This is a genomic window from Sphingomonas yantingensis (assembly GCF_014199325.1).
In the GTDB taxonomy this organism is placed as follows: Bacteria; Pseudomonadota; Alphaproteobacteria; order Sphingomonadales; family Sphingomonadaceae; genus Sphingomonas; species Sphingomonas yantingensis.
The window spans coordinates 776,837-800,874 of record NZ_JACIJJ010000001.1; the positions used below are offsets into that span (position 1 = coordinate 776,837).

Below are 24,038 nucleotides of genomic sequence, written 5' to 3' on the forward strand. Positions count from 1 at the left end.
CCGTCGAAAGCGGGACGAATCAGGCGCGTTCGCGTTCCACCTCGCGCCAGCCGATGTCGCGGCGGCAGAAGCCCGTGGGGAAGTCGAGCGCATCGACCCCGCGATAGGCGGCGGCCTGGGCGCTCGCAACATCGGGTCCGCTGGCGGTCACGGCAAGCACGCGGCCCCCCGCGGCGACCAGCGTGTCGCCGGCCAGCTTCGTACCCGCTTGGAACACCGTCGCACCCGTCGCCTCGGCCGCGTCGATGCCGCCGATCGCGCCGCCGGTCTCGGGCGTGCCGGGATAGCCGCGTGCGGCCATGACGACGGTGAGCGCGGGCACCTCGGCAAAGGCGGGGGCGGGCGCCTCGGCCAGCCGGCCCTCCGCCACCGCCTGCAACAGCGCGAGCAGGTCGCCCTCAAACCGCGCCATCAGCACCTGACATTCGGGATCGCCGAACCGCGCATTGTATTCGATCAGCTTCGGCCCGGTGTTGGTGAGCATCAGCCCGGCATAGAGGACGCCCGAATACGGCGTGCCCTCGGAAGCCAGCGCCGCGACTGTCGGGCGGACGATTTCCTCGATCGCGCGGCGTTCCAGTTCGGGGGTGAGGACGCGGGCGGGGGAATAGGCGCCCATGCCGCCGGTATTCGGGCCGGTATCGCCGTCGCCAACCCGCTTGTGGTCCTGCGCCGATCCGAACGGGACCAGTGCGGCGCCGTCGGTCAGTACGAACAGGCTGGCTTCCTCGCCGGTCAGAAACTCCTCGATCACCGCCTCGCCGCCCGGTTCGGCGAACAGCGCGGCAAGCGCGGCGTCGGCCTCCTCCGGGGTCATCGCGATCGTCACGCCCTTGCCCGCGGCGAGGCCGTCCGCCTTGATGACGACGGGCAGGCCGAACGGCGCGATCGCGGTGCGCGCCTGTTCAAGCGAAGTGACGTGGACATAGCCCGCGGTCGGGATGTTCGCGCGGGTGCAGAGCGCCTTGGTGAACCCCTTCGACCCCTCGAGCTGCGCCGCCGCCTTCGATGGGCCGAACACGGCGATGCCGGCGGCGCGCAGGTCGTCGGCAAGGCCCGCGACCAATGGCGCCTCCGGCCCGACGACGACGAGCGCGACGTTCTTTTCGCGGCAGAAATCGGTAACCGCGGCATGATCGGCGACGTTCAGCGCGACGCATTCGGCGTGGTTCGCAATGCCCGGATTGCCCGGCGCGGCGAACAGCGTAGTAAGGCCCGGCGATTGCGCGAGCTTCCATGCGAGCGCATGTTCACGCCCTCCCGATCCGATCAGCAGGACGTTCATGCCCGATCCCTTCATCATGTCCGACGACGACAGGCCCGCGCTGTTAGCCGAGGGACGCCCAGGCGACAACGCCGCGCCGATGAGCGTGGGCGAGTTGTCGGGCCGGCTGAAGCGGATGGTCGAGGGCGAGTTCGGCCATGTCCGCCTGCGCGGCGAAATCTCGGGCTTCAAGCGCGCGACCTCGGGCCATGTGTACCTTGCGCTCAAGGACGAGGCGGCGGTGATCGACGCGGTGATGTGGCGCGGGTCGGCGGGCGCGCTCGCCTTTTCCCCCGCGGACGGGATCGAGGTAATCGCGACGGGCAAGCTCACCACCTATCCCGGCCGGTCGAAATACCAGATCGTCATCGAGCGGATGGAACTGGCGGGCGAGGGCGCGCTGATGGCGCTCCTCGAACGCAACAAGGCGCGGTTCGAGGCCGAGGGGCTTTTCCAGAAGTCGAAGGCGCGCCGGCCGCTGCCGTTCATGCCGCGCGTGATCGGCGTCGTCACCAGCCCAACCGGCGCAGTGATCCGCGACATTCTCCACCGGCTGGAGGATCGCTGTCCCTCGCACGTGATCGTCTGGCCGGTGAAGGTGCAGGGCGACGGCGCGGCGAACGAAGTGGCGGCGGCGGTGCGCGGGTTCGATGCGATCGCGCCGGGCGGCCCGGTGCCGCGCCCCGACCTCGTCATCGTCGCGCGCGGTGGCGGCTCGATCGAGGACTTGTGGGCGTTCAACGAGGAGGCCGTCGTGCGTGCGGTCGCCGCCTGCTCGATCCCGATCGTCTCGGCGGTGGGGCACGAGACCGACACGACGCTCTGCGACTTCGCCGCCGATCTGCGCGCGCCCACCCCCACCGCCGCGGCGGAGATCGCGGTGCCGGTGCGCGCTGACCTGGCCGAACAGGTCGCGATGCTGGGCCTGCGCACGCAGCGGTGCGTGCGGCGCTATCACGAGCGGGCGGGCGAGCGGCTGGCGGCGCTGGCGCGGGTGATGCCCAAGCGCGATGCGCTGCTCGGGCCGCAGCGCCAGCGGGCCGACGATGCCGGCGCGCGGCTGGTGCGCGGGTTGGAGCGGCGGCTGACCGCGGGGCGCGGGCAGCTCGACCGCGCGGGGGCGGTGCTGCGCCCGGCGCTGCTCGACCGGCGACTGGAGCGGGCGGGGGCGGCACTGGCGTCGGCCGGACGGGCACTGGCGGCGAACGATCCCGAAAAGCCGCTGGAGCGCGGCTATGCCTATGTCGAGGGGCGGGTGAGCGGGCGCGTCGTCGCCGATACGGCTGCGGCGCGGTCGGCGGGGGCGCTCCGTCTTCACTTCAAGGACGGCACCGTCGATGCGCGGGTTGAGCGCAGCGGCGGGCGTGCCTACACTGAGGGCACACCCGAACAACCCAATCTTTTCTGAACGCGGATGAGAGATCCCATGTTGATGTCGCACACCGCCCGTCCCGCCCGGCTGCATTTCATGGCCAACGGCTTTCGCGTGCTGTCGCCGGGCGACCATGTGCTGTGCGCGGTGACGGGCGAGCGGATCGCGCTCGACGCGCTAAAATATTGGAGTGTCGCGCGGCAGGAGGCCTATGCGAGTGCCGAGGTCGCGACAAAGGTGATGACGGGGGCGTGATCGCCCGGCGGCAAGTGCTGGGCGCAGGCGCGGCGCTGGCGATTGCCGGGGCGGCGCGGGGGCAGGGTTCCTCGCGCTTCGGCCTGACCGGGCGGGCGGTACAGGGCGGGGTGATGACCGGGACCGCGCCGCGCGGCGCCGGGTCGCTGACGTTCGACGGGACGCCGGTGCCGGTCGCCGCGGATGGCCGCTTCCTGATCGCCTTCGACCGCGATGCCGGGCCGATCGCGCGGCTGGTGGCGGGTTCGCTCAGCGAGATCATCAGCGTCGCGCCCGGCGACTGGCAGATCGAGCGCCTGCCGACGCTGCCGCGCATCAGCCAGCCGAGTGCCGAGTTCACCCGCCGCCGTGCGCCCGAGCTCGCGCGCATCGCCGCCGCGCGCGGCAGCGATAGTGACAGCGGCGGCTGGCGCCAGCGCTTTATTTGGCCCGCAAAGGGGCGCATTTCCGGCCGGTTCGGGTCGCAGCGCGTCTATGCGGGCGAGCCGGGTGCCTATCACTCCGGCGTCGACGTCGCGCGGCCGACCGGCGCGCCGGTGGTGGCGCCCGCCGACGGCGTGGTGATCCTCGCGGCGGCGGCGCCCTTTACGCTGGAGGGGCTGCTGCTGATGATCGACCACGGCATGGGCCTCAACAGCGCGTTCCTTCATCTGTCGCAGATCGACGTGAAGGAAGGGCAGGCGGCGCGCCAAGGGCAACTGATCGGTGCGGTCGGCGCGACGGGGCGGGCGACCGGGCCGCATCTCCACTGGGGCATGAAGTGGCGCGACGCGCGGATCGACCCGGCGCTGCTGGCGGGGGCGATGTAACAGGTCGTCGCCCCAGCGAAGGCTGGAGCCGTTGGCGGCAGGCGCCATGCTCAATCATCAAGCGATCCCGGCTTTCGCTGGGATGACGGGCATATTTAATCCCGCCGCGCCATCTGCGCTTCCGATAGCGCGATCGCCTTTTGCACGGCGGCCTCGATCGACAGGAAGCTCGTGTCCAGCGCCGCGGCATCGGCGGCCTGACGGAGCGGCGCTTCGCTGCGGCGGCTGTCGCGGTCGTCGCGGGCGCGGATGTCGGCGAGCACGCGGTCGTAGCTCACGTCGATCCCGTGGCGGCGCAGTTCCTCGTGCCGGCGGCGCGCGCGGATGGCGGGTGTGGCCTTCACGAACAGCTTCACGTCGGCATCGGGGGCGATGACGGTGCCGATATCGCGACCGTCGAGCACCGCGCCGCCATCCTGCTGCGCGAACCGTCGCTGGCGCTGGAGCAATGCTGCGCGCACCAGCGGATGCGCCGAGACGATCGAGGCCGTCTTGCCGACGTGATCGCTGCGCAGGTCGGGCGAGGCGAGGACGCTTTCGTCGAAGTCGCACATCGCCACCACGTCCGCCTCGCGCGCCGGGTCCAGCCCCTCGGCCAGCACGCGCGCGGCGACCGCGCGATAGAGAAGCCCGGTGTCGAGGTGCGGCAGGCCGAAATGCTTCGCCAGCGCGCGGGCGATCGTGCCCTTGCCAGAGGCGGCGGGGCCGTCGACGGCAATAATCATGCTTCGAGCCATGTCGGTTGCGCGCCGAGCGTCTGCGCGGTTGCGATGAAATCGGGATAGCTGGTGGCGATGGGCGATGCGTCGTCGATCGCGACGGCGTGCGCCGCGTGCATCCCTGCGACCGCCATCGCCATCGCGATCCGGTGGTCGAGCAGGCTGGCGACGCGATCGCCGCCGGTGCCCGCCAGCGGCTCGCCGTCGCGGCCCTCGATCGACAGGCCGTCCTCATGCTCCTCGACCGAAACGCCGGCAAGGCCGAGCGCGGCGGCCATCGCGGCGATGCGGTCCGATTCCTTAACGCGCAGCTCGTGCGCGCCGCGCGCGACGGTGCGGCCCTTCGAAAAGGCAGCGGCGACGAACAGCACCGGATATTCGTCTATCATGCTGGGGGCGAGCTCGGGCGGCACCTCGATCGCCGACAGGGGCGCGTGACGGACACGCAAGTCGGCGACGTCCTCGCCGCCCACGTCGCGCGGGTTCAGCCGCTCGATCGACGCGCCCATCATCTGGAGCGCCGTCATCAGGCCCGTGCGCGTTGGGTTCATCAGCACGTTGCGTATCGTGACGTCCGACCCCGGCACGATCGAGGCTGCGACCATCCAGAAGCCCGCCGACGACGGATCGCCCGGCACGTCGATATCGCGCGCGCGAAGCTCCGCCTCGCCGCGGATCGACACGACCTCACCCTCCACCGTCAGTTCGGCGCCGAAGCCGCGCAGCATCCGCTCGCTATGGTCGCGCGTCGGCACGCTTTCGATGACGCGGGTGATGCCCGGCGTATTGAGGCCCGCGAGCAGCACTGCCGACTTCACCTGGGCGGAGGCGACGGGCAGCCGGTATTCGATCGGCACCGCGGGGCACAGGCCGCGCATGGTGAGCGGCAGGCGGTCGCCGGGGCTGGCGGTGAAGTCGGCGCCCATCCGCGACAAGGGCTCGATCACGCGGCCCATCGGCCGCTTCGACAGGCTGGCGTCGCCGATGAACGTCGCGGTGATCGGATGGCTGGCGACCAGGCCCATGAGAAGGCGGGTGGAGGTCCCCGAGTTGCCCATGTCGAGCGCGGTTTGCGGCTGGAGGAGCCCGCCGACGCCGACGCCCGACACGCGCCATTCGCCGTCGTCGCGCCGCTCGATGCTCGCGCCCATCGCCCGCATCGCGGCGGCGGTGGCGAGCACGTCCTCGCCCTCGAGCAGCCCGCGGATGCGGCTCTCGCCGATCGCAAGGCCGGCGAACATCAGCGAGCGGTGGCTGATCGACTTGTCGCCCGGCACCGTCACCTCGCCCGTGAGGGGGCCGGCGGCGGCGATCGACAGCGGGCGGGGCGTGGCAGGAGGGTGCATGGGCGCGGGCTTTTGACAGGGGGCTTGCACTATGGCAAGGCGCGCGCCACTTCGCGGGCCCTTCTCAAGGCCCGAAATCATCCCATCCGAAAGGCGATACGCGGCATGGTCAAGCCGGAATGGGGCACGAAGCGTTCGTGCCCGAAATGCGGAACCCGCTTCTACGATTTGCAGAAGGACGAGCCCGTCACCTGCATCAACTGCGGCTATGCGTGGGAGCCCGAACCCATCCTGAAGTCCAAGCAGCCGCTGCCGTTCGAGGCGGTGAAGGCCGACAAGGACAAGGACAAGGAAGCCGATTCGGATCTGGGTGACGATCTGGACATCGACACCGAGGACGACGACACCCCCGCCGACGACGATGTCGATCTGGGCGGCGACGACGATCTGGGTGTTGAAGCGCCGAGCGACGACGACGAGAACTGATCGATCGGGCGCCGGGCGGCCGCGGCCGTCCGGTGCCCATTCGGCGGCGCCTTCAAAAACGCGCTTGCCAACCCAGAAAAGCGCCCCTAATGGGCGCCTTCCCGGAACGATGGGGCCGTAGCTCAGCTGGGAGAGCGTCGCAATGGCATTGCGAAGGTCAGGGGTTCGATCCCCCTCGGCTCCACCATTCCAGCCCCGATGCGGCTGGCATGACGAAGTTCCGGTTTCAGCACATCGCCGTTCGCTTTCGCCCCGATCCGTGGGCCGGGTATTGGCGCATCCCGATCGCTTCGCAGACAATCCGCCGCTTGCGGACGAGCGCGCCGCGCGCCTAGGGTCTGGCAAGGAGAATTGCCGATGCCCGCGCCGAAATCCGCCAAGAAGACCGGCACCGTCGAAATCCGCCTGACCGACGAGATGAAGGCCGCGTTTGCCGAGCGATGCCGGCGTGAGGACGTGACCGTGAGCGAGGCGGTGCGCCGACTGATGGAACGTCAGTTGAGCGGCGCGACCGATCGCGCCCGGCGTGGGCGAGGGCGGCTGATCGCTGCCGGCCTGCTCGGCGTCGCGCTCGGTGCGGGCGCTGCCGCCCCTTCCTTTGCACAGTCCGCGGCGACGAACCGTCCGACCTTCGAACAGCTCGATCGCGACCGTGACGGCGTGCTGACCCCCGCGGAATTCGCCCGATAGGTTTGTCCGGACACGAAAACGGACGTGTCCGGGCACGGTAACGCTGGATCGCCGCGAGCGCAGCGGCTCGATGCGGCGAATGACACACTCGCTCCCATCCGCCCGCCGCCGCTGGCTCGTCGAGCTCCGCGGCCTTGCCCTCCTCACGCTTGGCGTGTTTGCGCTGCACAGCCTGGTCGCAAGGCCCTTCTACATTCCGTCCGCGTCGATGATGCCGACGCTGCAGGTCGGCGACCGGCTGGTCGTCAGCCGGTGGCCCTATGGCTGGTCCTACGCCTCCGCGGCATTGCATCTGCTGCCGCCGCTTCCGGGACGGCTGTTCGGCCGCATGCCTGCGCGCGGCGACGTGGTGATCCTCATCCCGCCGGGCGCCGGCCGGGGCGGGGAGGACTGGATCAAGCGCGTCGTCGGCCTGCCGGGCGACACGGTTCAGATGATCGCGGGACGGTTGTGGCTCAACGGGCGGCCGGTGCGTTCAGAGCGCGTCCGCGGACGCGGGTGTCCCGCCGAGCAGCGAGAGCCATGCGCCGCGTCGATCGTGCGCGAGACGCTGCCCGGCGGTGTGGGCTACGACACGCTCGATCGCGGGCCCTCCTTCACCGACGATACCCCGCCGGTGCGCGTGCCCACGGGCAATGTCTTCGTCCTGGGCGATAATCGCGACGTCAGCGCGGACAGCCGCGTGCCGCTGGCGTTCGGCGGGCTGGGCGGGCCGGTTCCGGTCGAGGCGATCGGCGGGCGGGCGGAGGTCGTCACCTTTTCGCTCGGCGAGTCGGCCGGCTGGAACCCGCTGAGTTGGTGGGGCGCGCTGCGGCCCGAGCGCTCGTGGCGCTCGCTGCGTCCGGCCAGGTTGGCACGGTGAGCCGCAGGAAGCGGGCGCTCGTTCAAAGCGCCAGCCCAGCAGTCGGCGTGGCGCGCAGCCGCTCGATGTCCCGGGCCGGCGGCGCGCCGAACAGGCGGCGATATTCACGGCTGAACTGGGACGGGCTTTCATAGCCGACGGCGAAGCCCGCGCTGCCCGCGCCGGCATCGCCGGCCAGCATCAGCCGCCGCGCCTCCTGAAGGCGCAATTGCTTCTGATAGGCAAGCGGGGTCATCCCGGTGATCGCCTTGAAGTGCGCGTGGAGCGACGACGGGCTCATGCCCGCTGCGGCTGCAATCTCATCGATACGGATCGCCGCGTCGAAGCGCTGCCGGATCGCACCGATCGCGCGGCTGATCTGGTTGAGGCGGCTGTCCGCGGTCGCGATCTGGCGAAGGACGGGGCCGTGCGGTCCGGTCAGCAGGCGATACTGGATCTCCCGCTCGATCAGCGGCGCCAGCGCGCCGATCGTGTCGGGCCGGTCAAGCAGCGCCACCAGCCGGCAGGCGGCGTCGATCAGGTCATGCTCGACCGGATAGACGCCGAGGACCGGCCGTTCGGCCGGCTGCACCGCGCGCCCCGCCGGCAGCATCAGGTCGGCGATCACCACGGGATCGAGATCGATCTTGCAGCACAGATAGGGCCGCTCGGCGCTGGCATCGATCACATGGCCGACGAGTGGCAGGTCGACCGAGACGACGAGGTAATGCGCCGCGTCGTAGATCACGCTTCGCTCGCCCAGCGACACGCGCTTCGAGCCCTGGGCAATCAGGCAGAGCGATGCCTCGTAGACGGCGGGCGTGGGCGTGCTCGGCCGGTCCGCGCGGATCAGGCTCAGGCGGGGTATCGCCGTCGCGGTAATCCCGGGGTTTGCCACATGGCGGTCGATGGCGGCGGCAAGGTCGGCGATCCGGTCCATGGCCGTTCCTATCCCCGGCCTTGCCGCCCGCGGCAAGCGAGGCGATGCCGGTTTTGGAGGATCGTGCAAGACTGTCGGACGATCGCGCTACCGCTTGCGCCGCCCGGAACGCCATCTGCCCTCCGTCACCCAAGCAACGGAGCACATCATGACAGAAGGTATCGACAAGGTCGTCCTGATTACCGGGGCATCGAGCGGAATCGGCGAGGCGGCGGCGCGCGAGCTGGCCGCGACGGGCGCGCGGCTCTTCATCGGCGCGCGGCGCGGCGATCGCTTGCGGGCGCTTGCCGCCGAACTCGGCGACACGGTCGGCTGGCGCGAACTCGACGTGACCAACGGCACCGATTTTGAGCGGTTCGTCGAAGCGGCAGCGGCGCGGTTCGGCGGGATCGACGTGCTGGTCAACAATGCCGGCGTGATGCCGCTTTCCCCGCTCGCCGCGCGCAAGCAGGACGAGTGGAAGCGGATGATCGACGTCAACGTGGGCGGCGTCCTCAACGGGATCGCGGCGGTGCTGCCGCGGTTCCTCGAACAGAAGCGGGGGCATGTCGTCAACGTCGCGTCGGTCGCGGCGCACATGGTGATGCCGACCGCGGCGGTCTATTGTGCGACCAAGCACGCCGTCCGGGTCATTACCGAGGGGTTGCGGCAGGAGCAGGACAAGATTCGAACGACGCTGATCTCGCCCGGCGTGGTCGCGACCGAGCTGGGGCACGATATCACCGATCCCGACGTCGCCACTGCCCTGACTGGCTGGCGCCGGAAGTCGCTGACCCCCGACGCGATCGCGCGGGCCATCCGCTATGCGATCGAGCAACCCGAGGGCATCGACATCAACGAGGTGATCGTCCGTCCTGTCGCCGCCGACATGTGACCGAATCGCGGGTCGGGCAGGGGCGTCCGCTGCCGCGTCGATCGGCGCGGCGCGGCGCGGGCGCGGCGACGCTGAGCCCCGGCGTCGACCCCCTATGCGGTCTCGCTCGCGCCCGATCCGAGCACGGCGTCATCGCGGCGCTCGGGACGGATGTAGATCGAGGACAATTGCGGCAGCGCGGCGCGCAGCTCCGCCTCGATCGCCTCGATCAGCGGTTCGGCGTCGCCCATCGTCAGCTCGTCGTCGAAGTCGGCGCTGATCGCGACGAACACGGTGTCTGGCCCGGTGTGGATCGTGCGGATGTGATTGACCGCGACGATCTCGGGCCGCCGGTCGAGAAGCTGGCGGACGCGTTCGATAACGGCCGGGTCGGCGCGTTCGCCGATCAGGAGGCCTTTCGACTCACGCGCCAGCACGACCGCGACGGCGGCGAGGATCAGGCCGATGACGATCGAGGCATAGCCGTCGATCCGTGGGTCGCCGACCGCATGGCTGATCCAGACGCCGAACGCCGCGACGACGAGGCCGATGAGCGCGGCCGAATCCTCGAACAGGACGATGAAGCCCGGCGGGTCCTTCGATTCGCGGATTGCTTCCCACCAGCCGGCATCGCCGCGTGCCTCGTTGAATTCGCGCAGCGCAATCCAGCACGACCCGCCCTCCAGCGCGAAGGCGATGCCGAGGACGATGTAGTTGACGAGCGGATCGGTCAGCGGCTCCGGCTCGATGATGTGCAGATAGCCCTCGTAGATCGAGACGCCGGCACCCACCGCGAAGATCAGGATCGCGACGACGAACGACCAGAAATAAAGCTCGCGCCCATAGCCGAAGGGGTGGGCGGCGTCGGCCGGCCGCTTCGCGCGCTTCTGGCCATAGAGGAGGAGCACTTGGTTGCCGCTGTCGACGACCGAGTGCACGCCCTCGGTCAGCATCGACGACGATCCGGTGATGCCCGCCGCCACGAACTTGGCGACCGCGATGCCGAGATTGGCGGCCAGTGCGCCGAACAGGACGATGTTCTCGCGCCACCCGGCTTTTGTTTCCGATTGTTTCTGTGCCGTCATGGAAGCGGGACGCGCCGGGCGCGCGGCGGTTCCGTCAGGTCGTGAAGAGTGCGGCGTCGGTCGCCACCCGCTCGGCGATCCAGCGCCTGAACGCCTCGATCCGGCCGAGCCGTTGGTTGTCGCGATGCGTGACCAGCCAGAAGCTGCGCCGGATCGCCACGTCGGCGACGATGCGGCGAAGCTGCGGGTCGGCGTCGCCGATGAAGCGCGGCAGGATGCCGATCCCGGCGCCCGCGCGGATCATCTGCGCCTGCGCATTGATGCTCGTGCTGCGGATGCGCGCGGTCAGGTCCTCGCCCAGCCCGTCGAGATAGCGAAGCTCGGGCGCGTAGAGGAGGTCGGGGACATAGCCGACGAGCGTTCGGGTGCGGGCAGCGGCAAGGTCGCGCGGCTCCCCCTCCGCGGTCAGGTAATCGGCCGAGGCGTAGAATCCGAGCATATAGTCGGTGAGCCGCGAGGCCACGACCTGTCCGGCGCGGGGGCGGGCGAGGAGGATCGCGATGTCGGTCTCGCGCTTCGAGGGGCTGAGGAACCCGCTGTTGGCGGCAAGGTCGATGGTCAGCCCCGGATGCCGGGCGGCGAAATCGGCAATGCGCGGGGACAGATACCCGGTGCCGAACCCCTCCGACACGCTGATGCGCAGCGTGCCCGACAGGCCGCTGGTCCCGCCCGGCTCGCCGATCGCCTCGGCCGCGGCCTGCATCGCCTCAACCTGCGCGAGCAGGCGCTCGCCGGCCTGCGTCAGCGATTGCCCGTCGCGCGTCTGTTCGAACAGCCGCTGGCCGAGGTCGCCCTCCAGCTTGCGGAGGCGGCGGCCGATCGTCGTCGCGTCGAGGCCGAGCGCACGGGCGGCACGCGCGATCTGGCCACCGCGAGCGATGGCGAGGAAGATGCGAAGGTCGTTCCAGTCGGGTGGCTGCATGATTGCAGGTAATACAAGCAAAGTCGCGCGTTGCCTGCAATGGCGTCAGGTGCGATGAGGGCGCCACAGGAGAGAATGTCATGCGGATCATCGACCATTTCATCGCCGGTGCGGGTGGCTCCAGCAGCGCAGGCCGGACGGGCGAGGTCTTCGATCCCAATAGCGGCCAGGTTCAGGCGCATGTGAACCTCGGCAGCACGGTCGAGCTGGATGCCGCCGTCGCTGCCGCCCGCGCCGCCCAGCCCGGCTGGGCCGCGACCAACCCGCAGCGCCGCGCCCGCGTCATGTTCCGCTTCAAGGAACTGGTCGAGGCGAACATGGACGCGCTCGCGCACATGCTCTCGTCCGAGCATGGCAAGGTGATCGCCGATGCCAAGGGCGACATCCAGCGCGGTCTGGAAGTCGTCGAGTTCGCCTGCGGCATCCCGCACGCGCTGAAGGGCGAATATACGCAAGGGGCGGGGCCGGGCATCGACGTTTATTCGATGCGTACGCCGCTGGGCATCGGCGCGGGCATCACGCCGTTCAATTTCCCGGCGATGATCCCGATGTGGATGTTCGGCGTCGCCATCGCCTGCGGCAACGCGTTCATCCTGAAGCCCAGCGAGCGCGATCCGAGCGTCCCCGTCCGCCTTGCGGAGCTGATGCGAGAGGCCGGCGCGCCGGAGGGCATTCTTCAGGTCGTCCACGGCGACAAGGAGATGGTCGACGCGATCCTCGACCACCCCGCCATCGCGGCCGTGAGCTTCGTCGGCTCGTCGGATATCGCGCATTATGTCTATCGCCGCGGCGTCGAAGCGGGGAAGCGCGTGCAGGCGATGGGCGGGGCGAAGAACCACGGCATCGTCATGCCCGATGCCGACCTCGATCAGGTGGTCAACGACCTCTCGGGCGCGGCGTTCGGTTCGGCGGGCGAGCGGTGCATGGCGCTGCCGGTGGTGGTGCCGGTCGGCGACAAGACCGCCGATGCGCTGCGCGAAAAGCTGATCCCCGCGATCGAGGCGTTGCGCGTCGGGGTCTCGACCGATGCGGAGGCGCATTACGGGCCGGTGGTGAACGCCGCGCACAAGCAGCGCGTGGAAAACTGGATTCAGACCGGCGTCGACGAGGGTGCGGAGCTGGTCGTCGACGGCCGCGGCTTCAAGCTTCAGGGGCATGAGGAGGGCTTCTTCATCGGCCCGACGCTGTTCGATCGCGTCACGACAAAGATGGAATCGTACAAGGAGGAGATTTTCGGCCCCGTGCTGCAGATCGTCCGCGCGCCCGATTTCGAGACCGCGGTGCGGCTGCCGAGCGAGCATCAGTATGGCAACGGCGTCGCGATCTTCACGCGCAACGGCCATGCGGCGCGCGAGTTCGCCGCGCGGGTCGAGGTGGGCATGGTCGGCATCAACGTGCCGATCCCCGTGCCCGTCGCCTATCACAGCTTCGGCGGGTGGAAACGTTCGGCGTTCGGCGACGTCAACCAGCACGGTATGGAGGGCGTTCGCTTCTGGACCAAGGTCAAGACGATCACGCAGCGCTGGCCCGACGGCTCGCCGGACGGTAGCAACGCCTTCGTCATTCCGACGATGGGGTAAGGCCATGCGCACGCTTCTGTTTCTCTTGGCGCTGCTGATCGCGGTGCCGGCACAGGCGCAGAAGCGGATCGCGCTGACCTTCGACGACGTGCCGCGTTTTCCGGGCGCGTGGTACACCCCCGACGAGCGGACGCGGCGGATCATCGCGGCGCTGCGCAAGGGCGGCGTCCGCGGCGCGGCGTTTTTCGTCAATCCCGGCTCGCTCGAAAAGCCCGAGGGAGCGGGGGGCGAGCAGCGCATCGCCGCCTATGTCCGCGCAGGGCACGTCATCGCCAATCACGGTTGGTCGCATCTGGCGCTGACCGCGGTGCCGGTCGAGACGTACATCGCCGATATCGAGCGCGCGGATGCGTGGCTCAGCAAGCGCAAGGGTTTCCGCCCCTGGTATCGCTTTCCGTATCTGAACGAGGGGCGGGGCGACAAGGTCAAGCGCGATGCCGTCCGAGCGGCGCTTGCGCAGCGTCGCCTGTCGAACGGCTATGTCACTGCCGACGGGTCGGACTGGTATCTCGAACAGCGGACGATCGACGCCGTAAAGGCGGGCAAGGCCGTCGACATGGCCGCGCTCCGCACACTCTACGTCCAGACGCAGGCCGACGCCGCCGACTTCTATGATGCGCTGGCGGTCAGGGCGACGGGCCGCTCGCCCGCGCACGTCATGCTGATGCACGAGACCGACCTGGCCGCGCGGTTCCTGCCCGACCTGATCGCCGAGCTGAAACGGCGCGGCTGGCGCTTCGTCAGCGCCGACGCCGCGTTCGCGGACCCCATCGCCAAGGAAGCCGCGACGATCGACGTGCCGAGCGCGCAGGGCACGTTGGTCGAGGCCGTCGCATGGGCGCGCGGCCTGCCCGAGCCGCGCTGGTACGGCGGCAAGCTGCTCGGCGAGTGGTTCGACACGCGCGTGCTCAAGGTAGCGGCACCGTGAAGCGCACGGCGGTTGCCCTGTCCCTGCTCCTCGCCGCCTGCGGTTCGGCGGGGGACGACAGCGAGAGCAACCTGTCGGTCGCGGTGCCCGAGGCGTCACCGACCAGCGAGCCGGTGACGGAGCCTGCCGAGACCCCCGCGCCCGAGCCGAGCCCGATGGAAACGCCCGCCGCGACCGGCGCGCTGACGGCGATCCCGGTCGAATGGCAGGGCGTCTGGGCGGGCCGCGACGGCTGCGCGCGTTCGGCCACCATGCGCCTCAGTGTCGTGCCCGACCGGCTGGTCTTCTACGAGGCGGAGGGCGTCGCCAGCGAGATCGAACGCCGCGCGCCCCGCGAGATCGCGCTGAAGCTCGCCATGTCGGGCGAGGGCGAGGCATGGGAGCGTCGCGCCGTCCTGACGCTGTCCGAGGACGGCGAACGCCTGACCCGGGCCGAGGCGGGGATGGACGCGGTCACCTATACGCGGTGCGCGGCATGACGCCGGATTTCTGGACCCCGACGGTGCGGCGATGGTCGGCAGTCGGCTTTTTCGCCGCTTGGTTCGCGTCGCTCGGGCTGCCTGCGGCGTATCTGGCCAATGGCGATGCGCCCCGGGGTTTGCTGCTGCTGATGATTGGGTGGATCAGCGTGCTGATGCTGCAGCCCGCCTGGCTGGGCAACCTGCTCATCTGGATCGTGCTGCCGATCGTGGGGAGCAGCGAGCGACCGTGGAAGGTCACGCTGCGGCTTTGCGGCGGCGCGCTGATCATCTGTGCGGTCGGCGCGCTCTTCTGGTCTGACCTTCCCGACGATAGCGGATCGAACCTGATCGTCCGTTACGGCGCCGGCTATTATCTCTGGATGATCGCGGTTCTGGGCAGCGGCATCGCCGCGCTCATGACCGCTTCTGTGGAAACCGATACGCTATGACCAACCAGTTCGATTTGACCGACGACCAGCGCGAGATCCAGGAGCTGGCGCGCCGCTTCACCGCCGACCGCATCACCCCGTTCGCGGGCGAGTGGGACGAGAAGCACCATTTCCCCCGCGACGTGGTACAGGCCGCGGCCGAGCTCGGCTTCGGCGCGATCTATGTCAGCGAGGAATCGGGCGGCATCGGCCTCGGCCGGCTGGAAGCGGCGCTCATCATGGAGGCGATGGCCTATGGCTGCCCCTCGACCAGCGCGTTCATCTCGATCCACAACATGGCCGCGTGGATGCTCGACCGGTTCGGGTCGGCGGAGATCAAGGACCGCTATCTCCCCCGCCTGGTCGGCGCGGAATGGCTGGCGAGCTATTGCCTGACCGAGCCGTCGTCGGGCTCCGACGCCGCGGCGCTCAAGACCCGGGCGGTGCGCGATGGCGACCATTATGTCGTCACCGGCACCAAGCAGTTCATTTCGGGCGGCGGCGAGAACGAGCTCTATCTCGTTATGTGCCGCACGGGCGCGGAGGGGCCGAAGGGCATCTCCTGCCTCGCGATCGAGCGCGACATGCCGGGCGTCAGCTTCGGCGCGAACGAGAAGAAGCTCGGCTGGCATTCGCAGCCGACCCGCGCGGTGATCCTCGAGGAGGTGCGCGTCCCCGTCGCCAACCTCGTCGGCGGGGAGGGCGAGGGGTTCCGCATCGCGATGATGGGCCTCGACGGCGGGCGGCTCAACATCGGCGCCTGTTCGCTGGGCGGTGCGCAGCGCTGTCTGGACGAGGCGGTGGCCTATACGAAGGAGCGCAAGCAGTTCGGTCAGGCGATCGCCGACTTCCAGAACACGCAGTTCATGCTCGCCGACATGGCGACCGAGCTGGAGGCGGCGCGCGCGCTCCTCTACATGGCGGCGGCCAAGGTGACGGCGAACGCGCCCGACAAGACGCGGTTCGCGGCGATGGCGAAGCGGTTGGCGACCGATACCGGCAGCGCGGTGGTCGACCGCGCGCTCCAGCTGCATGGCGGCTATGGCTATCTTCAGGATTATCCGATCGAGCGCTTCTGGCGCGACCTGCGCGTCCATTCGATCCTCGAGGGGACGAACCAGGTGATGCGCATGATCGTCGGCCGCGACCTGCTGCGACAGGGGTGAGCGCGATGACCGACGACGTCCTGATTGAGCGCGAGGGTGCGCTGGGCCGCATTCGGCTCAACCGGCCCAAGGCGATCCATGCCCTGACCGCGGACATGTGCCGTGTGGTGCTGAGCACGCTCGGCGAGTGGGCCGGCGATCCCTCGATCGAGGCCGTGAGCATCGACCATGCCGACGGCCGCGGCTTCTGCGCGGGCGGCGACATTCGCCTGATCGCGGAATCGAGCCGCGGCGACGGCAGCGCAGCGCGCGATTTCTTTCGCGTCGAATATGCGATGAACCACCGGCTGTTCACCTTTGCCAAGCCGGTCGTCGCATTCATGGACGGCATCACCATGGGCGGCGGCGTCGGCATTTCGCAGCCGGCGAAGCACCGCGTCGCGACCGAAAATACGAAGTTTGCGATGCCGGAGACCTCGATTGGGTTGTTCCCCGACGTCGGCGGCGGCTGGTATCTTTCGCGGCTGCCCGGACGCATGGGCCAGTTCCTTGCGCTGACCGGCCACCGGCTGGACGGGGCGGAGTGCCTCGCGTTGGGTCTTGCCACCCATTACCTGCCAGCCACTGCGCTGGATGAGGCCAAGCAACGTATTGCTGCCGATCCGCGAGAGATCGAGACTGTGCTTGGCGACCTGTCCGCCCCTGCGCCCGAGGCGGCAATTCTGGCTCATCAGGGCGAGATTGACCGCCTGTTCGCCAGCGACAAGCTGGAGGAAATCCTCGAAGCGCTTGACGAGGACGACACCGACTTCGCCCGCGAGCAGCGCAAGCTGCTCGCGCAGAAATCGCCGCAGGCGATGAAGGTCAGCCTCAAGCTTCTCCTCGACGGCCGCGCGATGCCGACGTTCGAGGACGAGATGCGACAGGAATTCGCCGTCGCGGCGCATGTCGTCCAGCGCCCCGATATCGTCGAGGGCGTGCGCGCGGTGATCGTAGACAAGGACCACGCCCCCCGCTGGAACCCGGCGACGCCCGAGGCGGTCAGCGATCACGTGATCGACCGCATCTTTGCGCCGCTTCCGGCTGACGAGGAATGGAATCCCGCCTGACTTTATTGCCGTCATCCCGGATCAAGTCGGGGGTGACGAAGGAGATTTCGATGACCTACGAAACGATCACCGTCGAACAGCGCGAGCGCGTCACGCTCATCACGCTGAACCGGCCCAAGGCGCTCAACGCTCTGAACGCGCAGGTGCTCGCCGACCTGCTCGCCGCGCTCGCCGCCTTCGATGCCGATGCAGGACAGGGCTGCGCGGTCATCACCGGCAGCGAAAAGGCGTTCGCGGCGGGTGCGGACATCAAGGAAATGTCGGCGATGGGCTTCGCCGAGATGTACGGCAGCAACCATTTCTCCGGCTGGGAGGCGTTCGGGCGGACGCGCAAGCCCGTCATCGCCGCGGTCGCGGGCTATGCGCTGGGCGGCGGGTGCGAGCTCGCCATGATGTGCGACTTCATCCTCGCCGCCGACACCGCGAAGTTCGGCCAGCCGGAGATCAAGCTCGGCGTCACCCCAGGCATGGGCGGGTCGCAGCGGCTGGTCCATGCCGTGGGCAAGGCCAAGGCGATGGAAATGGTCCTGACCGGCCGGATGATCGACGCCGAGGAAGCCGAGCGCGCCGGCCTCGTCGCCCGCATCGTCCCGGCCGCCGATCTGGTCGAGGAAGCGCTGAAGACCGCCGCGGCGATCGCGGCGATGGCCCCGCTCGCCGTCCTCGCCAACAAGGAGATGGTGAACGCCGCCTTCGAGATGCCGCTGGCGCAGGGCGTGCAGTTCGAGCGCCGCCTGTTCAACGGCCTGTTCGGGACCGAGGACCAGAAGGAAGGCATGGCCGCTTTCACCGAGAAGCGGCCCGGAAATTGGAAGGGCCGCTGATGGCACGGATCGCATTCATCGGGTTGGGGAACATGGGTGGCGGGATGGCCGCGAACCTGGCCAAGGCGGGGCATGACGTCCGCGCATTCGACCTGTCGGCCGAGGCGCTCGATCGCGCGAAGGCGGCGGGCTGCCTGCCCGCCGACAGCGCGGCGGCAGCGTGCGACGGGGCGGAGGTCGTGGTGACGATGCTTCCCGCCGGCACGCATGTCGAAAGTGTCTACGACGAGAGCGTGCTGACCGCGGCACCGCGCACGGCGATCCTGATCGACTGTTCGACCATCCCCGTCGCCACCGCGCGCGCGGTCGCCGATCGGGCGGCGGCCCAGGGCTTCACGATGGTCGACGCACCCGTTTCCGGCGGGATCGCGGCGGCGAATGCGGGAACCCTCACATTCATGGTCGGCGGCAGTGCCGAGGCGTTCGGGCGGGCCGAGCCGTTCCTCGACGTGATGGGCAAGGCGGTGATCCATGCCGGCGGCGCGGGCGCGGGCCAGGCGGCGAAGATCTGCAACAACATGCTGCTCGGCGCCACCATGGTCGCGACGTGCGAGAGCTTTGCGCTGGCGGAGAAGCTCGGCCTCGACCTCCAGACCTATTACGACATCGCCAGCCAGGCCTCGGGCCAGAGCTGGTCGATGACGAGCTATTGCCCGGTGCCGGGGGTGGGGCCGGAAACGCCCGCCGACCGCGATTATCAGGGCGGGTTTGCGGCGGCGCTGATGCTGAAGGACCTCCGCCTTGCGATGGATGCGGCGGCGGGCACGTCGGCGGACACGCCGATGGGTGCGCGGGCGGCGGAGCTGTACCAGCGGTTCGTCGACGATGGGAACGCCGCGACCGACTTTTCCGGGATCATCCGGATGCTGAAGGGGTAACTTCTCGCCGTTAACCCCGGAACAAGTCCCGGGTGACGGAACGCTACCGCCCTTCGACCGGATGGCGGAACCGGGGCGGGGGGCGCTTCGCTCTGTCGCCATGGCTCATGAACAAGATGCAGGCGCGCGGCATCGCGCGGTGCCGAGCGGGCGGCTTGCCCGGCTAGGCGGTTTCGGACGGCTCGCGGGCGGTGTCGCCGGCGGCGTGCTCGCCGAAGGCGCGCGGCGGCTGGCAAGCGGCGAGCGGCCGAAGCTCGGCGATCTCGTCATGACGCCCGCCAATGCCGCGCGCGTCGCCGACCGCCTCTCGCACCTGCGCGGCGCGGCGATGAAGCTGGGGCAGATGATCTCGATGGATGCGGGCGACCTGTTGCCGCCCGAACTCGCGACGATCCTGTCTCGCGTCCGCGATCAGGCATACCGGATGCCGCCGGCGCAGCTCGATAAGGTTCTTCGCGCCGAATGGGGCGCCGACTGGCGGCGCCGCTTCCGCCATTTCGAGGCCGCGCCGATCGCCGCCGCTTCGATCGGGCAGGTCCACCGCGCGACGTTGCCTGACGGGCGGCAACTGGCGATCAAGGTGCAGTATCCGGGCGTGGCCGATTCAATCGACGCCGATGTCGACAATGTCGCGACGCTTTTGCGCGTATCGCAGCTGCTGCCCTCGACGTTGGACCTCGCCCCGCTCTTGACGGCGGCGAAACGGCAGCTGGCCGAGGAGGCCGACTATGTGCGCGAGGGCGAGCAGATGCGCCTTTATGGCGAGAGACTGGCGGGCGATGCGCGCTTCGTCGTGCCCAGCCTCGAGCCCGAACTGACGACGCCGCGCGTCCTTGCCATGTCGTTCGTCGACGGGCGGCCGATCGAGGTGCTGGAGACCGAGCCGCAGGAAACGCGCGACCGCGTGATGACCGCGCTCCTGACGCTTGTGCTGCGCGAACTGTTCGAGTTCGGCGCGATGCAGACCGACCCCAATTTCGCCAATTACCGCTGGCAGCCGGAGACAGGCGCGCTGGTCCTCCTAGACTTCGGCGCGGCGCGCGACGTGCCGGCGGAAACGTCGGACGCCTATCGCCGGCTGATCGAGGCGGGGCTGGACCGAGACCTCGGCCGCATCCGCGACGTGGCGGTGGAGACCGGGTTCCTGGGAGCGGAGGCGGTCACTGCGCACCGCGCGTCGGTGGACCGGATCATCGCGGCGATCGACGCGACGCTCAACCGCCCCGGCCCGTTCGACTTCGGCGACCGCGCCTTCGTCCCCGTGGTGCGTGAGGAGGGGCGGACGCTCGCCGCCGATCGCGCGACCTGGCACGTGCCCGATGCCGAGGTCCTGTTCGTCCAGCGCAAGGTTAGCGGCACCGCGCTGCTCGCCGCGCGGATGAAGGCGCGTGTCGACGTGCGCGGGCTCGCCGCCGCCGCGATCGGCGCTCAGGCGTCCGCGAAATAGGGGTGGGCGAGGACGCGTCGTGCGTTCTCCGCCCCGATCGCGGTATCGTTGACGAGGCGGCTGCCGGGCACGGTACGGTACTGGGCGACCACTGCCTCAACGCGCGCGAACCGTCCGCCCGCCGCGCCGACACGGGTGTAGAAGTCCCAGTCGTTGCAATTGTGGAAGCTGGGGTCGAACCCGTCGACCGCGAAGACAGTCGTGCGCCGCACGATTGCCCAGCTCGGCCCGATCACGCCGCCGCTGGCAAGGCCCGCGCGGATGCAGCCGCCATCCCAGTGACACTCCGGCGCCTGCGGCGCGCCGTCGCCTTCGACCCGCTCGAAATAGCCGACGACGACATCCGCGTCCGCTGCCGCGCCCAGTAGCGCACGCGCAGCCCCCGGCAACCAGCGATCGTCGCTGTCGAGAAACGCGATCCAGTCGGATCCGGCCAGCGCCGCGCCGACGTTGCGCGCATTCGACGCGCCGCCGTTGCGCGGCAGGATCGCGGCGGTCACGCAGCCCGGATACGCCGCCTCCAACGCGCGGATGACGTGCGCGCTGTCGTCGTGCGAGCCATCGTCGACAACGATCACGCGGGCAGGCGCATGGTCCTGCGTCAGCACGCTTTCCACCGCCTCGGCCACGCTGTGCGCGCGGTTGTAGCAGGGTATGACCACGTCATAGGCGGGCAGCCGGGGTCCGGCCGCGAACATCTCGCTCATGCTTTGCATGATGCGCCTATGTCCGCACGGCCTGCGACCCGCAAGCCCGTCAGCGCCGGTCCAGCCGTACCTTTGCCCCGGCGTAGAAATAGCGGCCGAGCGGCGAGATCGGGACATTGGTCTCGAACCCGATATCGGGTTTCTGGTCGGCGAGGTTGTTGACGCCGGCATAGAAGGAGAAATCGTCGTTCGCCGCGATCGACGCCTGAATGTCGTGCTGCCACAATTCCTTGAAGCGGAAGTACTGCGGCGCGACGAAGGTCGGATTGTCGTCGGTGGCGAAGCGCGAGAAGCGCCGCACGCCGTTCTGCCAGCGCAGGTTATAGGCCAGCGTCAGCGCACCCGTCGTCCAGGTGGGCGAGAAGGTGACGGTGTAGCGCGGGCGGAACGGCCGGTCGGCATTGTTCTCGACGTCCGCCCCCGGCGTCGCGACCTGCTCCAGCCGGTGCAGATAGCCGCCGACGAGGCGCAGGTCGAACCGGCCGATCGAACCGGCATCGATCGCATAGGTCAGGTTCGCCTCCAGTCCCGCGGTGCGGAACGCGGCGACGTTCTCGGGCTGGACGATGTAGCCGTTGATGTAGCCGGTCCCCGTCCGACGAGAGATCGCGCGGCAAAAGGGATTGTCGGTGGTCGGCTGATCGACGCAGAGCTCGGCGATGGTCGTCGGCGACGCCTGGCTGATCGCGTCGCGCAGGCGGATGTCGTACCAGTCGACCGCAAGCTGCAACCGCGGCAGAAAGCCGGGGCGGAGCACGACGCCCGCGGTCCAGGTCCGCGCGGTTTCGGGGCGCAGGTTCGCGTTGCCCTGCTGCGCGCCGGGGATGTTGAGGTTGGCGTCTGGGTTGTTGGCGTTGGTGAAGCTCGTCGGATCGCCGCCCGCCGCGCGGATCAGCGACTGGCAGTTCGCCTCGCGATACTGCGTCCCCTGATCGCGGCGGCCGAGATAGCAGGGGTCGCTGATGAAGTCCGCAAAGCCCGTGCGGGGGCGGAACACCTCGGCGATGTTGGGCGCGCGGACCGACTGGCCATAGGAGCCGCGGAAGGTGATGTCCTCCACCGGTGCATAGACCGCGTTGAACGAATAGGCGCGGGTGCCGCCGATCGTCGAATAGTCCGAATAGCGGCCCGCCGCGCCGACCGACAACAGATGCGCGAACGGCTGGTCCTTGAGGAGCGGGGCGTTGAGTTCGCCGAACACTTCCCACACGTCGAAGGCGCCGCTCGACGGGGTTTGGACGACGGGCTCGTCATAGATCCCGTTGTCGACGGAGAAGTACGCGCCCGTCGCCAACCCGGCGTCGGGGCGGAAGCGGCTCGATTCACGGCGATATTCGGCGCCGGCCGCGAACTGCACCGGCCCGCCGGGCAGCGCGAAGAACTGGCCGAAATCGCCGGTAAGAGAGGCGTTAACGACGTGCTGCTCGACGCGCGCGTTGCTGACCGGATCGGTCAGGAAATAGTCGAACGAGGCCGGATCGGCGGTATTGATGCCGAAGGTGTTGAGCGGCCGGCACCCGTCCGCGCGCGCCGCGGCCGAGCGACAGACGATGTTGCCCGACCCGTCGCGCACCGCATCGATCGCGGCGACGAAGTTGGCGACGTTGCGGTCGTTGAGCTTGGTCGCGCGAATGTCGGTGCGGCCATAGGTGTAATATACGTCGTATTGCGCATGGTCGCTGATCCGCCCGGTCGCGTCGATCACCCCGCGCCACGTCCGGCGGCGATCGTCCTCGCCCCGGCGCGGCAGGTCGAAATTGTTGCGGCTGATATAGACCGCGGTGTCGCCGTTTGCGCGCGCGGCAGCGAGGATCGAGGCGGGCAGGTACGGATTATCGAAGCTGATCGTCGAGGGATAGGTGCCGCTATAGCTGCCGAAGGTGCGCGCCTCCGACTGCACGAACTTGCCCTCCAGCGTCAGCTTGAACGCGTCGGACGCATCGAAGCGGGTGAGCAGGTTGACCGCATGGCGCTCTGTGCGCGGCAGGATGTCGCCGATATAGCCCGCGACCGGCGTATCGTCGCCGCCCAGCGTGTAGCTGTCGTTCTGAAGCTGCCGACCCGGCGTGTAGATGACGCCGTCGCCGCGGAACACCTGGTTGCCGATATAGACGAGGCCGTAGGGCGAGCTTTGCGCGTAGCGAATGTCGGCGACCGGCCCCTGCTGATAGCTGTCCGGCCGGGTCGGATCATAGCCGTCGAGATTGACGAAGTTGAAGCGGTTGGCCGAGCGCAGGAACGAGCGGTCGTCGTTCGCCAGCGGATCCTCGGCATTATATTCGTAGCCGAGCGTCACGTTGGCGCGGCCGTCGGCGAAGTTGCGACCCGCGATGACAGAGGCGAAGCGGTTGCCCGCGTCCCCGCGCTCCGAAATGCCCGCCTGTACCCGCGCGGCGATCCCGTCGAAATCGCGGCGCAGCACGAAGTTGACGACGCCCGACACGCCGTCCGCACCGTAAACGGCGGAGGCCGCGCCGGTCAGCACGTCGACCCGCTCGATCAGGTCGGTGGGGATCGCGTTGATATCGACGGCGGCGGTGTCGAACTGGCTGGCGACGTGGCGGCGGCCGTTGACGAGCACCAGCGTCCGGTTGGTGCCGAGCCCGCGCAGGTCGAGCAGGTTGAGGCCCGCCTGACCCAGGCTGGCTTCGGTCTGCGCGTTGCCCGCTGTCCGGCTGCTATCGAGCGAGTTGGTGAGTGCGGGCACGCGCTGGAGGAAGCTGGTCACATTGGTATTGCCCGACCGCTCCAGCGCCTGTGCGTCGAGCGAGACGATGGGGTTGGGCGCGGCATAGTCGGGGCGCTGGATACGCGATCCGGTCACGACGATATCGTCGGCGGGGGCTTCCTGCGCCGCCTCCGGGGCGGGCGGCGGGGGTGCTTCCTGCGCAAGGGCGGCGGGCGCCCATAGGAGCAGCGCTGCGCCGGCGAGAAGCCCGCCGCGCGATGAAGTGCCGAACGCCATCTGATCTTTCCCCCGTTGCGGCCGCTCTGCCTTGGGCAGATGCAACCGGATTGGAGAACGTGCCGGGTACAGGATGTTTCCGG

24 protein-coding genes and 1 tRNA gene are annotated in these 24,038 nt (G+C 69.3%); 17 read left to right on the forward strand and 8 right to left on the reverse strand.

The annotated features are described in order from the left end of the window. Positions 1–19: 19 nt before the first annotated feature. Positions 20–1,285, reverse strand: a complete 1,266-nt coding sequence (gene purD / locus FHR19_RS03955) for a phosphoribosylamine--glycine ligase (RefSeq protein ID WP_184024616.1) — start codon at positions 1,283–1,285, stop codon at positions 20–22. On the opposite strand from purD, the gene xseA reads away from it, so the two are divergent. From xseA to FHR19_RS03970, 3 genes are read left to right on the forward strand one after another with little or no spacing between them, the layout of a single operon-like run. Continuing rightward, positions 1,284–2,672, forward strand: coding sequence for an exodeoxyribonuclease VII large subunit (xseA, locus tag FHR19_RS03960; protein WP_184024619.1), 1,389 nt, complete (start codon positions 1,284–1,286; stop codon positions 2,670–2,672). The two genes, purD and xseA, sit on opposite strands and share 2 nt — an antisense overlap. Before the next feature lie 18 nt (positions 2,673–2,690). Continuing rightward, positions 2,691–2,891: a DUF2093 domain-containing protein gene (locus FHR19_RS03965; protein ID WP_184024622.1), complete on the forward strand. Its 201-nt coding sequence runs from the start codon at positions 2,691–2,693 to the stop codon at positions 2,889–2,891. Beyond that, positions 2,888–3,700, forward strand: a complete 813-nt coding sequence (locus FHR19_RS03970; RefSeq protein WP_425505936.1) for a M23 family metallopeptidase — start codon at positions 2,888–2,890, stop codon at positions 3,698–3,700. The genes FHR19_RS03965 and FHR19_RS03970 overlap by 4 nt, the downstream gene beginning before the upstream one ends. Before the next feature lie 95 nt (positions 3,701–3,795). Here the strand turns inward: FHR19_RS03970 and cmk are convergent, their stop codons facing one another. Both cmk and aroA read right to left on the reverse strand, forming a co-directional pair. Further along, positions 3,796–4,425 carry a (d)CMP kinase gene (gene cmk, locus FHR19_RS03975; RefSeq protein WP_184024625.1) on the reverse strand — a complete coding sequence of 210 codons (630 nt, stop codon included), beginning with the start codon at positions 4,423–4,425 and terminating at the stop codon, positions 3,796–3,798. Further along, positions 4,422–5,765, reverse strand: a complete 1,344-nt coding sequence (gene aroA / locus FHR19_RS03980) for a 3-phosphoshikimate 1-carboxyvinyltransferase (protein WP_184024628.1) — start codon at positions 5,763–5,765, stop codon at positions 4,422–4,424. The genes cmk and aroA overlap by 4 nt, the downstream gene beginning before the upstream one ends. Before the next feature lie 105 nt (positions 5,766–5,870). Between aroA and FHR19_RS03985 the strand changes: the two genes are divergently transcribed. The 4 genes from FHR19_RS03985 to lepB all read left to right on the forward strand — a co-directional run bounded on the left by FHR19_RS03985 (position 5,871) and on the right by lepB (position 7,743). Then, positions 5,871–6,191: an FYDLN acid domain-containing protein gene (locus tag FHR19_RS03985; protein ID WP_184025857.1), complete on the forward strand. Its 321-nt coding sequence runs from the start codon at positions 5,871–5,873 to the stop codon at positions 6,189–6,191. A 111-nt stretch (positions 6,192–6,302) separates the two neighbouring features. Further along, positions 6,303–6,378: transfer RNA gene (locus tag FHR19_RS03990), tRNA-Ala, on the forward strand. A gap of 170 nt (positions 6,379–6,548) precedes the next feature. Next, positions 6,549–6,881 carry an EF-hand domain-containing protein gene (locus FHR19_RS03995; RefSeq protein WP_184025860.1) on the forward strand — a complete coding sequence of 111 codons (333 nt, stop codon included), beginning with the start codon at positions 6,549–6,551 and terminating at the stop codon, positions 6,879–6,881. 79 nt (positions 6,882–6,960) lie between these two features. Continuing rightward, the gene (lepB, locus tag FHR19_RS04000) at positions 6,961–7,743 is read left to right on the forward strand and encodes a signal peptidase I (RefSeq protein ID WP_184024631.1); all 783 of its coding nucleotides are present in this window, start codon (positions 6,961–6,963) and stop codon (positions 7,741–7,743) included. Positions 7,744–7,765: 22 nt separating this feature from the next. Here the strand turns inward: lepB and FHR19_RS04005 are convergent, their stop codons facing one another. Further along, positions 7,766–8,662: an AraC family transcriptional regulator gene (locus tag FHR19_RS04005; RefSeq protein WP_184024634.1), complete on the reverse strand. Its 897-nt coding sequence runs from the start codon at positions 8,660–8,662 to the stop codon at positions 7,766–7,768. Between the two features lie 148 nt (positions 8,663–8,810). Between FHR19_RS04005 and FHR19_RS04010 the strand changes: the two genes are divergently transcribed. After that, positions 8,811–9,536, forward strand: coding sequence for an SDR family oxidoreductase (locus tag FHR19_RS04010; RefSeq protein ID WP_184024638.1), 726 nt, complete (start codon positions 8,811–8,813; stop codon positions 9,534–9,536). Positions 9,537–9,628: 92 nt separating this feature from the next. Here the strand turns inward: FHR19_RS04010 and FHR19_RS04015 are convergent, their stop codons facing one another. Both FHR19_RS04015 and FHR19_RS04020 read right to left on the reverse strand, forming a co-directional pair. After that, positions 9,629–10,600: a cation diffusion facilitator family transporter gene (locus FHR19_RS04015; protein WP_184024641.1), complete on the reverse strand. Its 972-nt coding sequence runs from the start codon at positions 10,598–10,600 to the stop codon at positions 9,629–9,631. Positions 10,601–10,634: 34 nt separating this feature from the next. Next, on the reverse strand, positions 10,635–11,522 hold the full coding sequence (locus tag FHR19_RS04020; RefSeq protein WP_184024644.1) for a LysR family transcriptional regulator: 888 nt from the start codon (positions 11,520–11,522) through the stop codon (positions 10,635–10,637). A gap of 80 nt (positions 11,523–11,602) precedes the next feature. On the opposite strand from FHR19_RS04020, the gene FHR19_RS04025 reads away from it, so the two are divergent. The 9 genes from FHR19_RS04025 (at position 11,603) to FHR19_RS04065 (ending at position 20,283) form a co-directional block, all read left to right on the forward strand. After that, positions 11,603–13,102 carry a CoA-acylating methylmalonate-semialdehyde dehydrogenase gene (locus FHR19_RS04025; RefSeq protein ID WP_184024647.1) on the forward strand — a complete coding sequence of 500 codons (1,500 nt, stop codon included), beginning with the start codon at positions 11,603–11,605 and terminating at the stop codon, positions 13,100–13,102. Between the two features lie 4 nt (positions 13,103–13,106). Beyond that, positions 13,107–14,030 (forward strand): polysaccharide deacetylase family protein, encoded by a 924-nt coding sequence (locus tag FHR19_RS04030; protein WP_184024651.1) that lies wholly within the window; start codon positions 13,107–13,109, stop codon positions 14,028–14,030. Continuing rightward, a complete protein-coding gene (locus tag FHR19_RS04035) occupies positions 14,027–14,509 on the forward strand; it encodes a hypothetical protein (protein WP_184024654.1) in 483 nt (160 codons plus the stop codon). The genes FHR19_RS04030 and FHR19_RS04035 overlap by 4 nt, the downstream gene beginning before the upstream one ends. Further along, positions 14,506–14,940 (forward strand): hypothetical protein, encoded by a 435-nt coding sequence (locus FHR19_RS04040; RefSeq protein ID WP_184024657.1) that lies wholly within the window; start codon positions 14,506–14,508, stop codon positions 14,938–14,940. The genes FHR19_RS04035 and FHR19_RS04040 overlap by 4 nt, the downstream gene beginning before the upstream one ends. Continuing rightward, positions 14,937–16,085: an acyl-CoA dehydrogenase family protein gene (locus tag FHR19_RS04045; RefSeq protein ID WP_184024659.1), complete on the forward strand. Its 1,149-nt coding sequence runs from the start codon at positions 14,937–14,939 to the stop codon at positions 16,083–16,085. Before FHR19_RS04040 ends, FHR19_RS04045 begins: the two co-directional genes overlap by 4 nt. A 5-nt stretch (positions 16,086–16,090) precedes the next feature. After that, positions 16,091–17,134, forward strand: a complete 1,044-nt coding sequence (locus tag FHR19_RS04050) for an enoyl-CoA hydratase/isomerase family protein (RefSeq protein WP_184024661.1) — start codon at positions 16,091–16,093, stop codon at positions 17,132–17,134. A 50-nt stretch (positions 17,135–17,184) separates the two neighbouring features. Further along, positions 17,185–17,958 carry an enoyl-CoA hydratase gene (locus FHR19_RS17600; RefSeq protein ID WP_184024664.1) on the forward strand — a complete coding sequence of 258 codons (774 nt, stop codon included), beginning with the start codon at positions 17,185–17,187 and terminating at the stop codon, positions 17,956–17,958. Continuing rightward, the gene (gene mmsB / locus FHR19_RS17605; RefSeq protein WP_184024667.1) at positions 17,958–18,836 is read left to right on the forward strand and encodes a 3-hydroxyisobutyrate dehydrogenase; all 879 of its coding nucleotides are present in this window, start codon (positions 17,958–17,960) and stop codon (positions 18,834–18,836) included. Before FHR19_RS17600 ends, mmsB begins: the two co-directional genes overlap by 1 nt. A gap of 100 nt (positions 18,837–18,936) precedes the next feature. Then, the gene (locus FHR19_RS04065; protein ID WP_184024670.1) at positions 18,937–20,283 is read left to right on the forward strand and encodes an ABC1 kinase family protein; all 1,347 of its coding nucleotides are present in this window, start codon (positions 18,937–18,939) and stop codon (positions 20,281–20,283) included. Here the strand turns inward: FHR19_RS04065 and FHR19_RS04070 are convergent. Both FHR19_RS04070 and FHR19_RS04075 read right to left on the reverse strand, forming a co-directional pair. Further along, the gene (locus FHR19_RS04070) at positions 20,265–20,990 is read right to left on the reverse strand and encodes a glycosyltransferase family 2 protein (protein WP_184024672.1); all 726 of its coding nucleotides are present in this window, start codon (positions 20,988–20,990) and stop codon (positions 20,265–20,267) included. The genes FHR19_RS04065 and FHR19_RS04070 overlap by 19 nt on opposite strands. Before the next feature lie 49 nt (positions 20,991–21,039). Continuing rightward, entirely contained in the window at positions 21,040–23,955 is a 2,916-nt protein-coding gene (locus FHR19_RS04075) for a TonB-dependent receptor plug domain-containing protein (RefSeq protein ID WP_184024674.1), read from the reverse strand. Positions 23,956–24,038 lie beyond the last annotated feature (83 nt).

Excerpts from the sequence above, each read along its gene's own strand:
- FHR19_RS04065 (WP_184024670.1), top strand. The coding sequence starts at position 18,937 with ATGGCTCATGAACAAGATGCAGGCGCGCGGCATCGCGCGGTGCCGAGC.
- FHR19_RS04015 (WP_184024641.1), bottom strand. The coding sequence starts at position 10,600 with ATGACGGCACAGAAACAATCGGAAACAAAAGCCGGGTGGCGCGAGAAC.
- mmsB (WP_184024667.1), top strand. The coding sequence starts at position 17,958 with ATGGCACGGATCGCATTCATCGGGTTGGGGAACATGGGTGGCGGGATG.
- FHR19_RS04040 (WP_184024657.1), top strand. The coding sequence starts at position 14,506 with ATGACGCCGGATTTCTGGACCCCGACGGTGCGGCGATGGTCGGCAGTC.
- FHR19_RS04025 (WP_184024647.1), top strand. The coding sequence starts at position 11,603 with ATGCGGATCATCGACCATTTCATCGCCGGTGCGGGTGGCTCCAGCAGC.
- FHR19_RS04020 (WP_184024644.1), bottom strand. The coding sequence starts at position 11,522 with ATGCAGCCACCCGACTGGAACGACCTTCGCATCTTCCTCGCCATCGCT.
- purD (WP_184024616.1), bottom strand. The coding sequence starts at position 1,285 with ATGAACGTCCTGCTGATCGGATCGGGAGGGCGTGAACATGCGCTCGCA.
- aroA (WP_184024628.1), bottom strand. The coding sequence starts at position 5,765 with ATGCACCCTCCTGCCACGCCCCGCCCGCTGTCGATCGCCGCCGCCGGC.
- FHR19_RS04045 (WP_184024659.1), top strand. The coding sequence starts at position 14,937 with ATGACCAACCAGTTCGATTTGACCGACGACCAGCGCGAGATCCAGGAG.
- lepB (WP_184024631.1), top strand. The coding sequence starts at position 6,961 with ATGACACACTCGCTCCCATCCGCCCGCCGCCGCTGGCTCGTCGAGCTC.
- FHR19_RS04010 (WP_184024638.1), top strand. The coding sequence starts at position 8,811 with ATGACAGAAGGTATCGACAAGGTCGTCCTGATTACCGGGGCATCGAGC.
- FHR19_RS04070 (WP_184024672.1), bottom strand. The coding sequence starts at position 20,990 with ATGAGCGAGATGTTCGCGGCCGGACCCCGGCTGCCCGCCTATGACGTG.
- FHR19_RS04030 (WP_184024651.1), top strand. The coding sequence starts at position 13,107 with ATGCGCACGCTTCTGTTTCTCTTGGCGCTGCTGATCGCGGTGCCGGCA.
- FHR19_RS04005 (WP_184024634.1), bottom strand. The coding sequence starts at position 8,662 with ATGGACCGGATCGCCGACCTTGCCGCCGCCATCGACCGCCATGTGGCA.
- xseA (WP_184024619.1), top strand. The coding sequence starts at position 1,284 with ATGCCCGATCCCTTCATCATGTCCGACGACGACAGGCCCGCGCTGTTA.
- FHR19_RS04075 (WP_184024674.1), bottom strand. The coding sequence starts at position 23,955 with ATGGCGTTCGGCACTTCATCGCGCGGCGGGCTTCTCGCCGGCGCAGCG.
- FHR19_RS03965 (WP_184024622.1), top strand. The coding sequence starts at position 2,691 with ATGTTGATGTCGCACACCGCCCGTCCCGCCCGGCTGCATTTCATGGCC.
- cmk (WP_184024625.1), bottom strand. The coding sequence starts at position 4,425 with ATGATTATTGCCGTCGACGGCCCCGCCGCCTCTGGCAAGGGCACGATC.
- FHR19_RS03985 (WP_184025857.1), top strand. The coding sequence starts at position 5,871 with ATGGTCAAGCCGGAATGGGGCACGAAGCGTTCGTGCCCGAAATGCGGA.
- FHR19_RS04050 (WP_184024661.1), top strand. The coding sequence starts at position 16,091 with ATGACCGACGACGTCCTGATTGAGCGCGAGGGTGCGCTGGGCCGCATT.
- FHR19_RS03995 (WP_184025860.1), top strand. The coding sequence starts at position 6,549 with ATGCCCGCGCCGAAATCCGCCAAGAAGACCGGCACCGTCGAAATCCGC.
- FHR19_RS17600 (WP_184024664.1), top strand. The coding sequence starts at position 17,185 with ATGACCTACGAAACGATCACCGTCGAACAGCGCGAGCGCGTCACGCTC.